The organism is Mycobacterium sp. SM1, assembly GCF_018361265.1.
In the GTDB taxonomy this organism is placed as follows: domain Bacteria; phylum Actinomycetota; class Actinomycetes; order Mycobacteriales; family Mycobacteriaceae; genus Mycobacterium.
In genome coordinates, this window is sequence record NZ_JAFLNH010000003.1 from 273,010 (window position 1) to 286,223 (window position 13,214).

Consider the following 13,214-nt stretch of genomic DNA (forward strand, 5'->3'; position numbering starts at 1 on the left):
CCGATGCCGAAAAGAGATGTTGACCTCGACATGTATACATTTATACTGCCATCAGTGCCGACTATCCCGAGGAGGGCGTTGGATGACCGGGATCGCGCTCGGGGGACGGGTCCGAAACGGCACCCGGCGAGTCAGCGGGCGGCCCCTGTTGCCGCGGCCGACGGGTTCGGTGTGGTGGGCGCTGGGCGCGCTGGCCCTGTTTGTGCCCGGGCTGGGCGCTCAGTTTGCCGGGGCACCCCCCATCGTCTGGTGGGCACTGTATCTCGGTTGTTACGTCAGCGGCGGGTGGCAGCCGGCGCGGAGTGGGCTACGGGCGTTGCGCCACAAAACCTTCGATGTGGATCTGTTGATGGTTCTCGCCGCTATCGCCGCGGCCGCGGTCGGGCAGGTCGATGACGGCGCGCTGCTGATCGTCATCTTCGCCACCTCCGGGGCCCTCGAAGACATCGCCACCAAACGGACGGCGCACTCGGTCAGGGGTCTGCTGGACCTGGCGCCGGACCGGGCCGTCGTGATCGACGGCGGCGGCCACCAGAGGGGAGTGGCCGCCGCCGAGCTGGTGGTGGGTGACCGGGTGCTGGTGCGTCCGGGCGAGCGCATCTCCGCCGACGGCATCGTGGTCTCCGGATCCTCTGAGGTCGACCAATCTTCGATCACCGGGGAATCCCTGCCGGTGATAAAGGCCCCCGGCGATGAGGTGTTCGCCGGAACGTTAAACGGATCGGGGGCGCTTCAGGTGCTGGTCACTCGCGACCCGACGCAGACGGTTGTCGCCCGCATTGTCGCACTGGTGACCCACGCCTCGGCCACCAAGGCCAAAACCCAGCTCTTCATCGAGCGGCTGGAACGGCGCTACTCCGTCGGCGTGGTGGTGGCCACTCTGGCCCTGGTTACCGGTGCGCTGCTCTGCGGCGCCCGGCTGGACTCGGCGTTGCTGCGCGCTATCACGTTCATGATCGTGGCCTCTCCCTGCGCGGTGGTGCTGGCCACCATGCCGCCGCTGCTGTCGGCCATCGCCAACGCCGGCCGCCACGGGGTCTTGGTCAAATCCGCCGTCGTCGTTGAACGCCTCGCCGGCATCAGCATCGTCGCGCTGGACAAAACCGGAACCCTGACCTGCGGTGTGCCGCGGCTGACCACCGTCGAGTCGCTGGATCCCGATCGCATCGACGGGAAGCGGCTGCTGCAGTTGGCCGCCGCCGCAGAACAATCCAGCGAACACCCGCTCGGGCGGGCGATCGTGGATGCCGCCCGGTCGCGCGGTGTCGCGATTCCACCGGCGGCGCAATTTCGCGCCCTGCCGGGCCGTGGGGTCCGAGCTGTCGTCGGACCGGCCCTCGTCGAGTTGTGCAGCCCGCACAGCTACCGCGGGCCACTGATTCCGCAGCTGGCGCGGATCCAGGAGGAGGGGGCCACCGCCGTCGTGGTGCTGGTGGATGGGAGTCCGGCCGGCGTGCTGGGGCTTTCCGACCAGATCCGCCCCGAGGCCGCTGGGGCCGTCGCGGCGCTGCGGGCCCTGACCGCCCGCTCGCCGGTGCTGCTCACCGGTGACAACTCTCGCGCAGCGACCCACGCCGCCCGCCACGCCGGCATTAGCGAGGTGCGCGCGGCGTTGCTGCCCGAGCAGAAGGTCGACGCGGTCCGGGAGCTGCAGTCCGGGGGCCACCGGGTGCTCGTCGTCGGCGATGGCGTCAACGACGCTCCGGCCATGGCCGCGGCCTACGCCGCCATCGCGATGGGCGCCGCCGGCTCGGACCTCGCGCTGCAGACCGCCGACGGGGTGACGGTTCGCGACGAACTGCACACCATCCCGACGATCATCGCGCTGGCGCGCCGTGCCCGTCGAGTCGTGATCGCGAACCTGGCCATCGCGGCCGCCGTCATCGCCGCGCTGGTGGCCTGGGACCTGCTGGGGTACCTGCCACTGCCGCTGGGTGTGGCCGGTCACGAGGGATCCACCGTGCTGGTCGCTCTCAACGGTCTGCGCCTGCTGACCAACGGCGCCTGGCGCGCCGCGGCGGCGCCGCACCGCGGGCCGGCCGGGAGCACGGCTCGGCGCACCCCGCGTCCGCCGGCCACGACCGGCGGACGGACCCAGCCAGCAGGTTCGGCAATCGGTGGGCAGCGCGGGGAACAAGCACGGCAGCTCGCCGCGTTGGGCTAGGGGTGACTACCGTAGATCTCACCGCTGAGCGGTTCAACGACACCATCACCGGCAACGACATCGTGCTCGTCGATTTCTGGGCGTCCTGGTGCGGGCCGTGCCGCGCCTTCGCCCCGACGTTTCAGGCGTCGTCGGAGAAGCATCCCGACGTGGTGCACGCCAAGGTCGACACCGAAGCCGAACAGCAATTGGCGGCGGCCGCCCGGATCCGGGCCATCCCGACGCTGATGGCGTTCAAGAAGGGCCGGCTGGTGTTCAACCAGGCCGGGGCCTTGCCGCCGGCCGCCCTGGAGGAGCTGGTGCAGCGGGTCAAGGCATTTGACGTCGACGCCGCGGACGCCACCGGCGAGCAACCCTGATCGCGCAACCGCGGCCCAGACGCCGCTAATCTGGGGGCACATGCACGCGGACGCCGGGCCTGCGTTCGCACGCGGCCACCGTCGAGGCGGCGGTAGCCGCGCGGCCAACCCGAGCCCCGGGTGTGCGTCGGTGAGGCACTAGGCGAACAGGAGGGTGACCGTGATCACGGCAACGGACCTTGAGGTCCGCGCCGGAGCCCGCACGTTGCTCTCCGTTAGCGGTTCCGGTCTGCGCGTTCAGCCCGGTGACCGCATCGGGCTGGTCGGGCGCAATGGCGCCGGCAAGACCACCACGCTGCGGATCCTCGCGGGCGAAAGCCAGCCGTATGCCGGCACGGTACTTCGCAACGGCGAAATCGGTTATCTGCCACAGGATCCTAAAGAGGGCAACCTGGAGGTGCTGGCGCGCGACCGGGTGCTCTCGGCCCGCGGATTGGACGCACTGCTCACCGAGATGGAAAAGCAGCAGGCGTTGATGGCCGAGGTCGCCGGCGACGACGACCTCGACCGCGCGATCCGTCGCTACGGCGAGCTCGAGGAGCGCTTCGCGGCCCTGGGCGGTTACGGCGCCGAGAACGAGGCCGCGCGCATCTGCGCGAATCTTGGTCTGCCCCAACGGGTGCTGGCTCAGCCGCTGCGTACCCTCTCGGGTGGTCAGCGCCGCCGGGTGGAGCTGGCGCGCATCCTTTTCGCCGCCGCCGGCAGCAGCGGCCCGGGATCGTCGACCACGCTGCTGCTCGACGAGCCGACGAACCACCTCGACACCGATTCGCTGGGCTGGCTGCGGGATTTCCTGCGGGCACACACCGGCGGGCTGGTGCTGGTCAGCCACAACGTCGAGCTGCTGGCCGAGGTGGTCAACCGGGTGTGGTTCTTAGACGCGGCGCGCGGCGAGGTCGACGTCTACAACATGACCTGGCAAAAATACCTTGATGCCCGCGCCACCGACGAGCAGCGTCGCCGCCGGGAGCGCGTCAACGCCGAACGCAAGGCCGCCGCGCTGCGTGCTCAGGCCGCCAAGCTGGGCGCAAAGGCCACCAAAGCGGTTGCAGCCCAGAACATGTTGCGACGCGCTAACCGCATGATGGCCGCTCTCGACGAGGAGCAACCGGCCGAGAAGGTGGCCCGGATCAAGTTTCCCACCCCGGCGCCGTGCGGGCGCACGCCGTTGGTGGCCAAGGGCCTGACCAAGACCTACGGATCCCTGGAAGTGTTCGCCGGGGTGGACCTGGCGATCGATAGGGGCTCGCGGGTGGTGGTGCTCGGTTTCAACGGTGCCGGCAAGACGACCCTGCTGCGGCTGCTGGCCGGTGTCGAAAAGCCGACCGCCGGCACACTTGAGCCCGGCCATGGGGTGAAACTGGGCTATTTCGCGCAAGAGCACGACACCCTCGACGACGATGCGACGGTATGGCAGAACATCGTCCACATGGCGCCGAGATCCGGTGAGCAGGACCTGCGCGGCCTGCTCGGGGCGTTTATGTTCAGCGGTCCGCAGCTCGACCAACCGGCCGGCACGCTCTCCGGCGGGGAAAAGACCCGGCTGGCTTTGGCCGGATTGGTGGCCTCCACCGCGAACGTGTTGTTGCTTGACGAGCCGACCAACAATCTCGATCCCGCGTCTCGGGAGCGGGTGCTCGACGCACTGCGCAGCTACGCGGGAGCGGTGGTGCTGGTGACGCACGACCCGGGGGCGGCCGAGGCGCTTCACCCGCAGCGCGTCGTGCTGCTGCCCGACGGCACCGAAGACCATTGGTCTGAGGAGTACCGGGATCTGATCCAGCTGGCCTGACACCGCGAAACGGGGCGGTCTGATAACGCGAAACGCGGGGTCGCCGATCGCCAGGCCGCTCGGCCCCGTGGAGCCGCAAGCGTTTTCGGTGAAACGGGCGCGCGCCCGGCGGTGGCTTCCCTAGGCTAGCCACACCGGGGTCTTGGCATCGCGGGAGGCGCCAGATGAGGAAATCGAAGAAGACACGCGAGCAGTTGCTGGGCGAGTTGCGCACCGCCTACGAGGGCGGGGCCAGCATCCGCAAGCTGGCGGCGTCGACCGGCAGATCATACGGATCCATTCACAGCATGCTGCGGGAATCGGGCACCACGATGCGCAGCCGAGGGGGACCCAACCACCGCAGGCGAGTGCGCTAACGCCGCGATTCACCGGTGCCGCGCCGAGTGTTCCACCAGGTCCACGACGGCGGCGTACAACTGTGGGTCCCGCCGCGCACGCCGCCACGGACCCGGGGCACAATCGTCACCGCGCTGGCCGGGGGTTGGCCGGAGGCTAGCCAGCCTTGAGCATGTTGCGCAGCACGAACTGCAAGATCCCGCCGTTGCGGTAATAGTCGGCCTCACCGGGGGTGTCGATGCGCACCACCGCGTCGAACTCGACCGGCTTGCCTGCGCTCTTGCCGGCGGTGACGTGCACCGTCTTCGGGATTTTGCCGGTGTTTAGTTCCCCGATGCCGGTGATGTCGAACACCTCGGTGCCGTCCAACCCCAACGATCGCGCCGACTGGCCTTCGGGGAATTGCAGGGGGATGACGCCCATGCCGATCAGGTTGGAGCGGTGGATGCGCTCGAATGACTCGGCGATCACCGCCCGCACCCCCAACAACCGGGTGCCCTTGGCCGCCCAGTCCCGCGATGACCCCGAGCCATACTCCTTGCCGCCCAGAACAATCAGCGGAATGCCTTGAGCGGCATAGTTTTGCGCTGCGTCATAGATGAAAGCCTGCAGCCCGCCCTGGTGCGTGAAATCGCGGGTGTAGCCGCCGGTGACTCCTGGGGCGATGGGATCAAGCAGCAGGTTACGCAGCCGGATATTGCCGAAGGTGCCGCGGATCATCACCTCGTGGTTGCCTCGGCGTGATCCGTAGGAGTTGTAATCCTTGCGGGCCACCCCATGAGCGTCGAGGTACTGTGCCGCGGGGGTGCCCGGCTTGATGGCGCCCGCCGGCGAAATGTGGTCGGTGGTCACCGAATCGCCTAGCAGCGCCAGTACCCGCGCGCCCAGGATGTCGGTGACCGGTTGGGGTTCGGCGGCCATCCCGTCGAAGTACGGTGGCTTGCGCACATAGGTCGAAGCCGGATCCCACGCAAAGGTGGTGCCGGCCGGTGTCGGCAAGGTGCGCCAGCGCTCGTCGCCCTTGAACACGTCGGCGTAGTTCGCGGTGTACATCTGCCGGTTGATCGCCGACGCGATGGCGTCGGAGACGTCCTTCTGCGATGGCCAGATGTCGCGCAGATAAACGTCATTGCCGTCGGCGTCGCGGCCCAGCGGCTCGGCCTCGAAGTCGAAGTCCATCGTGCCGGCCAGGGCATAGGCGATCACCAGCGGCGGTGACGCCAGGTAGTTCATTTTCACGTCGGGGTTGATGCGGCCCTCGAAGTTGCGGTTACCCGACAGCACCGCAGCCACCGCAAGGTCGTTGTCGTTGACCGCCTTCGAGATCTCCTCGGGCAGCGGGCCGGAGTTACCGATGCAGGTGGTGCAGCCGTAGCCGACCAGGTAGAAGCCGAGTTTCTCCAGATAGGGCCACAGGCCGGCCTTGTCGTAGTAGTCATGAACCACCTGCGATCCAGGCGCCAGCGAGGTTTTCACCCAGGGCTTGGAGGCCAGGCCCTTTTCGACGGCGTTGCGGGCCAGCAGCGCCGCCCCCATCATCACCTCCGGGTTGGAGGTGTTGGTGCACGAGGTGATCGCGGCGATCACCACCGCACCATGGTCCAGCACGAACTCGCCGAGCCCGGCGGAGCGCACCGGCACCGGGTTGCTCGGGCGGGCGGGCCCGTTCCCCGCCGCCGACGGCACGGGGCCGCCATTGTCGTCGGCGAAGGTCAGCTGACCCGGGTCGCTGGCCGGGAAGGTTTCCTCGACCAGCTCGTCGAGCTTGGAATGGGGTTCCTCGCGGCGCGGCTCACCGACGTAGTTGCGAATCTGCTGGCGGAAGGTGCTCTTCGCCTCGGACAGCGCGATGCGGTCCTGCGGACGCTTCGGCCCAGCGATCGAGGGCACTACCTCCGATAGGTTCAACTCGAGATATTCGGAAAACTCCGGCTCATGCGCGGGGTCGTGCCACATGCCCTGCTCTTTGGCATAAGCCTCCACCAGCGCCAGCTGTTCCTCGCTTCGGCCGGTTAACCGCAGGTAGTCGATGGTCTCCTGATCTATCGGGAAAATCGCGGCGGTGCAACCGAATTCGGGGCTCATGTTGCCCAGGGTCGCCCGGTTCGCCAGCGGGACACGGCACACGGCCTCACCGTAGAATTCGACGAACTTACCCACCACGCCATGCTTTCGCAGCATCTCGGTGACGGTGAGCACGACGTCGGTGGCCGTCACACCCGGCTGGATCTCGCCGGTCAGCTTCAAGCCGACCACTTGCGGGATCAGCATCGACACCGGCTGGCCCAGCATCGCGGCCTCGGCCTCGATGCCCCCGACACCCCAGCCCAAAACGCCGAGCCCGTTGACCATCGTGGTGTGCGAGTCGGTGCCCACGCACGTATCCGGGTAGGCCGCTCCGTGGCGGGCCATCACGACCTGGGCCAGGTATTCGATGTTGACCTGATGCACGATCCCGGTGCCCGGTGGCACCACCTTGAAATCGCGGAAAGCGCCTTGCCCCCAACGCAAGAACTGGTAGCGTTCGGCGTTGCGCTGATACTCCAGCGCGACATTGCGCTCGAACGCGTCGGCGCGGCCGTAGAAGTCGGCGATCACCGAGTGGTCGATCACCAGGTCAGCCGGGGCTAGCGGGTTGACCTTCGCCGGATCACCGCCCAGGTCGGCGATGGCCTCACGCATGGTGGCCAAGTCGACGATGCACGGCACACCGGTGAAGTCCTGCATCACCACCCGCGCGGGGGTGTACTGGATTTCGACGCTGGGCTTCGCTGTGGGATCCCAGTTCGCGAGGGCCTCGATGTGGGTCCTGGTGATGTTGCTGCCGTCCTCGTTGCGCAGCAGGTTCTCCGCGAGGACCTTGAGGCTATAAGGCAGTCTCGCAAGGCCGGGAACGGCATCCAGCCGGTAGATCTGATAGCTGTTGTCCCCGATGCTGAACGTTGCGCGGGCCCCGAACGAATTCACCGAATCTTTGGTACTCATCTCGAATCTCCCGGATTTGCGCTGCCGTCGGCGGGCCTTGGTCAAGCGTCACCCCACCTTAACAGTACGTTCGTGCTGCTTTGCGGTGGTTGTCAGCTGTTGCGGAAAACCCCGGTGTCGTCGCGTTGCGCGCGGTGTTTCACCGTGTGGCGCGCGGTCGCGTACCGTGCTTGCAGACAGCCGAGTTCTCCCAAGAAGGACGCGATGACCGGGCACACTTCATTCGTCCCGCTCTCGGGACCGCAGATCATCCCCTTCCTGCCGGGCTACATCCCGCCGGACGTGGACATGCCTGCGATTAAAGCCCAGGTGGCGGCGGACGGCGTGAGCGCGCCACCGGCCCTCCGGCCGGGGCTGCTGCACGTGGTCGCCGACGCCCGCAATGACGGCATCAACCTCAAAATCGTGGTACTTGACCACAATCCTCCGATCGATACGCCGCTGCGCGACATCGCCACCGTGGTGGGCGCCGACTACAAAGACACCACCGTCTTGGTGCTCAGCCCGTCCTACGTCGGCACCTACAGCACCCAGTTCCCCCGGGTCACGCTGGAGGCCGGGGAAGACATCTCCAAAACCGGCAACCCGGTCGTTTCCGCGCAGAATTTCCTGAACGAGCTGAACGCTCCGGAGTTTCCCTGGACCGCATTGACCATCGTGCTGCTGGTCGTGGTGCTCGCCGCCGCGGTGGGCACCAGAATCCTGCAGGTGCGCGGCAGGCGCGCGGCACTCGCAGCCGACGGCGACGGCACCGCAACGGTGGCGGCGGACCCGCCGGCGGACCTCTGATCGCTGGCGTCCCGCAGCGCCAGGTCACCGTTTGGTCACAGGCCGTGCACTAACCGGCCTGGGTTTGTGACAGAAGTTTCCTTTGCGTCAGCTGTGACGTACGGTCTCTAGTGATGCTTGTGTTCAATTCGCGCTTCCAGTGACGACTGGGGCCGGCGCCGTCCGTTCGGGTTGAGCCAGAGGAGATCTGAGTCGAATGAGACCCACGTGCCGCGGCTCTGCTGCGCAGCTGGCCGCCGGGCTCGCGCGGACCGCGTTGTCATGTGCCCTGAGTGTGGCCGTGTTGGCGGGTGTGTCGGGACCGGCCGGCGCCGACCCCGGCGCCGGCCCCGACACCCTGGCCACACTGATCGCCGCGGTCGCCGAGGCCGACCAGCGGCTGCAGACCATCGGCGCCGCCATTCAAGCCGAGCAGGAACACGTCAACAAGGCCCTGGTCGACGTCCAAACCGCGCGGGACAACGCCGCCGCCGCACGGCACGACCTGGAGGTCAGCCAACAGGGGGTCAAAGACGCCGACGCGGCGATCGCGGCGGCCCAGCGTCGGTTCGACACCTTCGCGGCGGCCCGGTACGTCAATGGGCCTTCCGACCGCTCTCTGATCGCGGCCACCCCTGATGACGTCATCGCCACCGCGAGTGCCGGGCAGACGCTGGCGGCCAGTTCCCGGCGGGTGATGGCGGAGCTGCAGCGGGCCCGCACCGAGCAGGTCAATAGGGAGTCGACGGCGCGGCTGGCCAAGCAGAAAGCCGACAAGGCCGTCGCGGACGCCCAGGCCAGCCAGGACGCGGCGGTCGCCGCGCTGATCGCCGCCCAGCGCAAATTCGGCGAGCAGCAAAAGGAGATCGACCGCCTGGCCGCCGAACGTCGCGCCGCCCAGGCCCGACTCGCGGCGGCCCGCAACTGGGCGGCGCCGGCACGCGGCGCGGGTGGCCCGCTCGCGTCCGACCGGTGGGATCCCGCGTCCCCGGGCGTGGCTGCGCCGCCCGATCACCGCGCTGGCCAATGGGATACCGGCTGGGATCCGACGCTGCCAGCGGTGCCCAGCGCAAACGTCCCCGGCGACCCGGTCGCGATTATCAACACCGTTTTGGGCATTTCGGCTACCTCATCGCAGGTCACCGCCGACATGGGGCGCAAGTTTCTGCAGTCGGTGGGCCTGATCAAGCCCAACACCCCCGACCCCGGGTTCACCAACGGGCGCATCCCCCGGGTGTACGGCCGGCAGGCTTCCGAATATGTGATCCGCCGCGGGATGTCGCAGATCGGCGTGCCGTATTCCTGGGGTGGCGGCAATGCGGCCGGCCCCAGTCGGGGCATCGGCTCCGGCGCCAACACGGTCGGCTTCGACTGCTCGGGTCTGATCCTGTATTCGTTCGCCGGGGTGGGCATCAAATTGCCGCACTACTCGGGCGACCAATACAACCTCGGCCGCAAGATTCCGTCCGCGCAGATGCGCCGCGGCGATGTCATCTTCTACGGTCCCGGCGGCAGCCAGCACGTGACGCTCTACCTGGGCAACAACCAGATGCTCGAGGCGTTCGACACCGGGGTGCCGGTGCGGGTGGCTCCGGTGCGCACCAGCGGCATGACGCCCTACGTAGTCCGCTACATCGAATTCTGACGTCGGGATACCTATGGGCCACAAGAGTTTTCGCCTGATTAACCGGGCCCTGATCACCCGGGCACTGATTAACCGGGCCCTGATTAACCGGGCCCTGCCCCCGCTGGTGGCGGTTGCCGTGCTGATCGGGTTGGCGGGTCCCGCGGCCGCCGACGACGGCGCCTGGGATCCCACGTTGCCGGCGGTGCCCAGCGCGGGTGCTCCGGGGGATCCGGTGGCCATCGCCAGCGCCTCGATGGCGGCCACCGCCCAGGCGACGCAGACCACCCTGGATCTGGGCCGAAAGTTCCTGAGCGGCCTCGGCCTGAACATCGGCGGCACCACCGCGGCCACCAGCACCAGCCCGGCTAGGATCCCGCGGGTGTACGGCCGGCAGGCTGTCGAGTACGTGATCAAACGCGGGATCTCGCAGCTGGGGGTGCCGTATTCCTGGGGCGGCGGCAGCCTGCAGGGGCCGAGCAAGGGGGTGGATTCCGGCGCCGACACCGTCGGCTTCGACTGCTCGGGTTTGACCCGGTACGCGTTCGCGGGGGTCGGGGTGCTGATCCCCAGGTTTTCCGGCGACCAGTACAACGCGGGCCGGCATGTGCTGCCGTCGCTGGCCAAGCGCGGCGACCTGATCTTTTATGGGCCGGGCGGCACCCAGCACGTCACCATGTACCTGGGCGGCGGCCAGATGTTAGAGGCGTCCAGCATCGCCGGTAAGGTGGTCATCAGCCCGGTGCGCACCGCCGGAATGACCCCGTATGTCACCCGGATCATCGAGTATTGAGCCCGGGGGCGGGTGGGAGCACCCATGATTGTCCGGGGCAACACCGGGTGGCCCGCCGGTGCTCGCGGGCGTCGCGTCGACGGAATCACAGACGCCTGGAATAGTTGAACGAGGGCGCGCCGCTGCGCCGCGGGAGCATCGTGTCGGCAGGCGTGTCCGGCAGTGCTGTGTAGGTCGAGCCGTGGAAGGTAGTAGCCGATGACATCAGCAGGTGGGCTGGCCCCGGGCGCCAGTGGATATTCCGGCCAGGGTGGGCCGTCGGCCCCCCCGGCGCACGGGGTTCCCGGCGGCGGCAACGGGCTGGCCAGTGAGGTGCACACCCTGGAGCGGGCCGTCTTCGAGGTCAAGCGGATCATCGTCGGTCAGGACCAGCTCGTCGAGCGGATGCTGGTCGGTTTGTTGTCCAAAGGTCACGTGCTGCTCGAGGGTGTCCCCGGGGTGGCCAAGACGCTGGCGGTGGAGACCTTCGCCCGGGTCGTGGGCGGGACGTTCGCGCGAATCCAGTTCACCCCGGACCTGGTGCCTACCGATATCATCGGCACCCGCATTTACCGGCAGGGCAAGGAGGAGTTCGACACCGAGCTCGGTCCGGTGGTGGTCAACTTCCTGCTGGCCGACGAGATCAACCGGGCCCCGGCCAAGGTGCAATCGGCGCTGCTGGAGGTGATGCAGGAACGCCACGTGTCCATCGGCGGCAAGACCTTCCCGATGCCCAATCCGTTCCTGGTCATGGCCACGCAGAACCCGATCGAGCACGAAGGCGTCTACCCGCTGCCGGAAGCCCAGCGAGACCGTTTCCTGTTCAAGATCAACGTCGGCTATCCCTCGGCCGAAGAAGAGCGCGAGATCATCTACCGGATGGGCGTCACCCCACCGCAACCCAAGCAGATCCTCAACACCGGCGACTTGTTGCGGCTGCAGGAGCTGGCGGCCAACAACTTCGTCCACCATGCGCTGGTCGACTACGTGGTGCGCGTCGTGTTCGCTACCCGCCAGCCCGAGCAGCTCGGCATGAACGATGTCAAGAGCTGGGTGGCCTTTGGCGCCTCCCCGCGCGCCTCGCTGGGGATCATCGCCGCGTCGCGTTCGCTGGCGCTGGTGCGGGGCCGCGACTACGTGATCCCGCAAGACGTCATCGACGTCATCCCCGACGTGCTGCGCCACCGGCTGGTGCTGACCTATGACGCGCTCGCAGACGAAATCTCGCCGGAGATCGTCATCAACCGGGTGTTGCAGACGGTTGCGCTGCCCCAAGTGAATGCGGTTCCGCAGCAAGGCCATGCGGTGTCTCCGGTGATGCAGGCCGCTGGGGTGGCTGGCGGTCGGTGACGGAATCCAAAACGCCGGCGGTGGTGCATCCGCCGTCAATGCTTCGCGGCGAGATCGACGACCCGAAGCTCACGGCCGCGTTGCGCACCCTCGAGCTGACGGTCAAGCGCAAGCTCGACGGAATGCTGCACGGCGATTATCAGGGCCTGATCCCGGGGCCGGGCACCGAGCCCGGGGAGTCGCGCCTGTATCAGCCCGGTGATGACGTCCGCCGGATGGACTGGGCGGTCACCGCGCGCACCACCCATCCTCATGTCCGGCAGATGATCGCCGACCGTGAGCTGGAAACCTGGCTGGTGGTCGACATGTCGGCCAGCCTGGACTTCGGCACCACGGTCTGCGAGAAACGCGACCTGGCGGTGGCGGCCGCGGCCGCGATCACCTACCTCAACAGTGGCGGCGGCAACCGGCTGGGCGCCCTGATCGCCACCGGAGCCACGATGACCCGGGTTCCGGCGCGCTCCGGGCGCATGCACCAGCAGACGCTGCTTCGCACGATCGCGACCACTCCCAGGGCGCCGGTCGGGGTGCGCGGGGATCTGGCGGTGGCCATCGACGCGCTGCGCCGGCCGCAGCGCCGCCGCGGGATGGCGGTGATCATCAGCGATTTCCTCGGCCCGATCAACTGGACCCGGCCGCTGCGCGCGATCGCGGGCCGTCACGAGGTCCTGGGTATCGAGGTGCTCGATCCCCGCGATGTCGAGCTGCCCGATGTCGGCGACGTCGTCTTGCAGGACGCCGAGTCCGGGGTGGTTCGCGAGTTCACCATCGACCCCCAGCTGCGCGAGGATTTCGCCCGGGCGGCGGCCGCGCACCGCGCCGACGTCAAGCACACGTTCCGCGGTTGCGGGGCGCCGCTGCTGTCACTGCGCACCGACCGCGACTGGCTCGCCGACATCGTCCGCTTCGTCGTGTCCCGCCGTCGCGGGGCACTGGCGGGCCGGCAATGATGGCGCGGATTTCCCGGCCGGCTCCCCGCTCCCGGGGCACCGGGGGGCGGGGATGACCGCGCGGCCGACATCGCCGCCCCGGGGCACCGACGGGTCACCGGTGACGCCGACGGG

10 protein-coding genes are annotated in these 13,214 nt (G+C 68.3%); 9 read left to right on the plus strand and 1 reads right to left on the minus strand.

What is annotated here, in order from left to right; all coding sequences use genetic code 11:
• The first annotated feature begins 82 nt into the window (after positions 1-82).
• The 4 genes from MSM1_RS14470 to MSM1_RS14485 all read left to right on the plus strand — a co-directional run bounded on the left by MSM1_RS14470 (position 83) and on the right by MSM1_RS14485 (position 4,671).
• Positions 83-2,164 carry a heavy metal translocating P-type ATPase gene (locus MSM1_RS14470; protein ID WP_213443436.1) on the plus strand — a complete coding sequence of 694 codons (2,082 nt, stop codon included), beginning with the start codon at positions 83-85 and terminating at the stop codon, positions 2,162-2,164.
• Positions 2,165-2,166: 2 nt separating this feature from the next.
• Positions 2,167-2,523 carry a thioredoxin gene (gene trxA, locus MSM1_RS14475; protein WP_213443438.1) on the plus strand — a complete coding sequence of 119 codons (357 nt, stop codon included), beginning with the start codon at positions 2,167-2,169 and terminating at the stop codon, positions 2,521-2,523.
• Between the two features lie 160 nt (positions 2,524-2,683).
• The gene (locus MSM1_RS14480; RefSeq protein ID WP_213443440.1) at positions 2,684-4,315 is read left to right on the plus strand and encodes an ABC-F family ATP-binding cassette domain-containing protein; all 1,632 of its coding nucleotides are present in this window, start codon (positions 2,684-2,686) and stop codon (positions 4,313-4,315) included.
• Positions 4,316-4,479: 164 nt separating this feature from the next.
• Positions 4,480-4,671, plus strand: coding sequence for a helix-turn-helix domain-containing protein (locus tag MSM1_RS14485; RefSeq protein ID WP_213443442.1), 192 nt, complete (start codon positions 4,480-4,482; stop codon positions 4,669-4,671).
• A 136-nt stretch (positions 4,672-4,807) separates the two neighbouring features.
• Here MSM1_RS14485 and MSM1_RS14490 read toward each other — a convergent pair whose 3' ends face one another.
• Positions 4,808-7,636, minus strand: a complete 2,829-nt coding sequence (locus MSM1_RS14490; RefSeq protein WP_213443444.1) for an aconitate hydratase — start codon at positions 7,634-7,636, stop codon at positions 4,808-4,810.
• Positions 7,637-7,840: 204 nt separating this feature from the next.
• Here MSM1_RS14490 and MSM1_RS14495 point away from each other — a divergent pair, with 204 nt between their 5' ends.
• The 5 genes from MSM1_RS14495 (at position 7,841) to MSM1_RS14515 (ending at position 13,100) form a co-directional block, all read left to right on the plus strand.
• A complete protein-coding gene (locus MSM1_RS14495) occupies positions 7,841-8,425 on the plus strand; it encodes a DUF6676 family protein (RefSeq protein WP_213443446.1) in 585 nt (194 codons plus the stop codon).
• Positions 8,426-8,621: 196 nt separating this feature from the next.
• Positions 8,622-10,049: an NlpC/P60 family peptidoglycan endopeptidase RipA gene (gene ripA, locus MSM1_RS14500; protein ID WP_213443449.1), complete on the plus strand. Its 1,428-nt coding sequence runs from the start codon at positions 8,622-8,624 to the stop codon at positions 10,047-10,049.
• 13 nt (positions 10,050-10,062) lie between these two features.
• Complete coding sequence (ripB, locus tag MSM1_RS14505; RefSeq protein WP_213443451.1) at positions 10,063-10,821, plus strand: NlpC/P60 family peptidoglycan endopeptidase RipB; 759 nt, start codon at positions 10,063-10,065, stop codon at positions 10,819-10,821.
• A gap of 198 nt (positions 10,822-11,019) precedes the next feature.
• Entirely contained in the window at positions 11,020-12,150 is a 1,131-nt protein-coding gene (locus tag MSM1_RS14510) for a MoxR family ATPase (RefSeq protein ID WP_213443453.1), read from the plus strand.
• A complete protein-coding gene (locus MSM1_RS14515; protein ID WP_213443455.1) occupies positions 12,147-13,100 on the plus strand; it encodes a DUF58 domain-containing protein in 954 nt (317 codons plus the stop codon). Before MSM1_RS14510 ends, MSM1_RS14515 begins: the two co-directional genes overlap by 4 nt.
• The last annotated feature ends 114 nt before the right edge of the window (positions 13,101-13,214 follow it).

What these genes read in the sequence shown, in the direction of transcription:
- ripA (WP_213443449.1), top strand. Translation starts at nt 8,622, where the DNA reads ATGAGACCCACGTGCCGCGGCTCTGCTGCGCAGCTGGCCGCCGGGCTC.
- MSM1_RS14490 (WP_213443444.1), bottom strand. Translation starts at nt 7,636, where the DNA reads ATGAGTACCAAAGATTCGGTGAATTCGTTCGGGGCCCGCGCAACGTTC.
- MSM1_RS14470 (WP_213443436.1), top strand. Translation starts at nt 83, where the DNA reads ATGACCGGGATCGCGCTCGGGGGACGGGTCCGAAACGGCACCCGGCGA.
- MSM1_RS14485 (WP_213443442.1), top strand. Translation starts at nt 4,480, where the DNA reads ATGAGGAAATCGAAGAAGACACGCGAGCAGTTGCTGGGCGAGTTGCGC.
- ripB (WP_213443451.1), top strand. Translation starts at nt 10,063, where the DNA reads ATGGGCCACAAGAGTTTTCGCCTGATTAACCGGGCCCTGATCACCCGG.
- MSM1_RS14495 (WP_213443446.1), top strand. Translation starts at nt 7,841, where the DNA reads ATGACCGGGCACACTTCATTCGTCCCGCTCTCGGGACCGCAGATCATC.
- MSM1_RS14510 (WP_213443453.1), top strand. Translation starts at nt 11,020, where the DNA reads ATGACATCAGCAGGTGGGCTGGCCCCGGGCGCCAGTGGATATTCCGGC.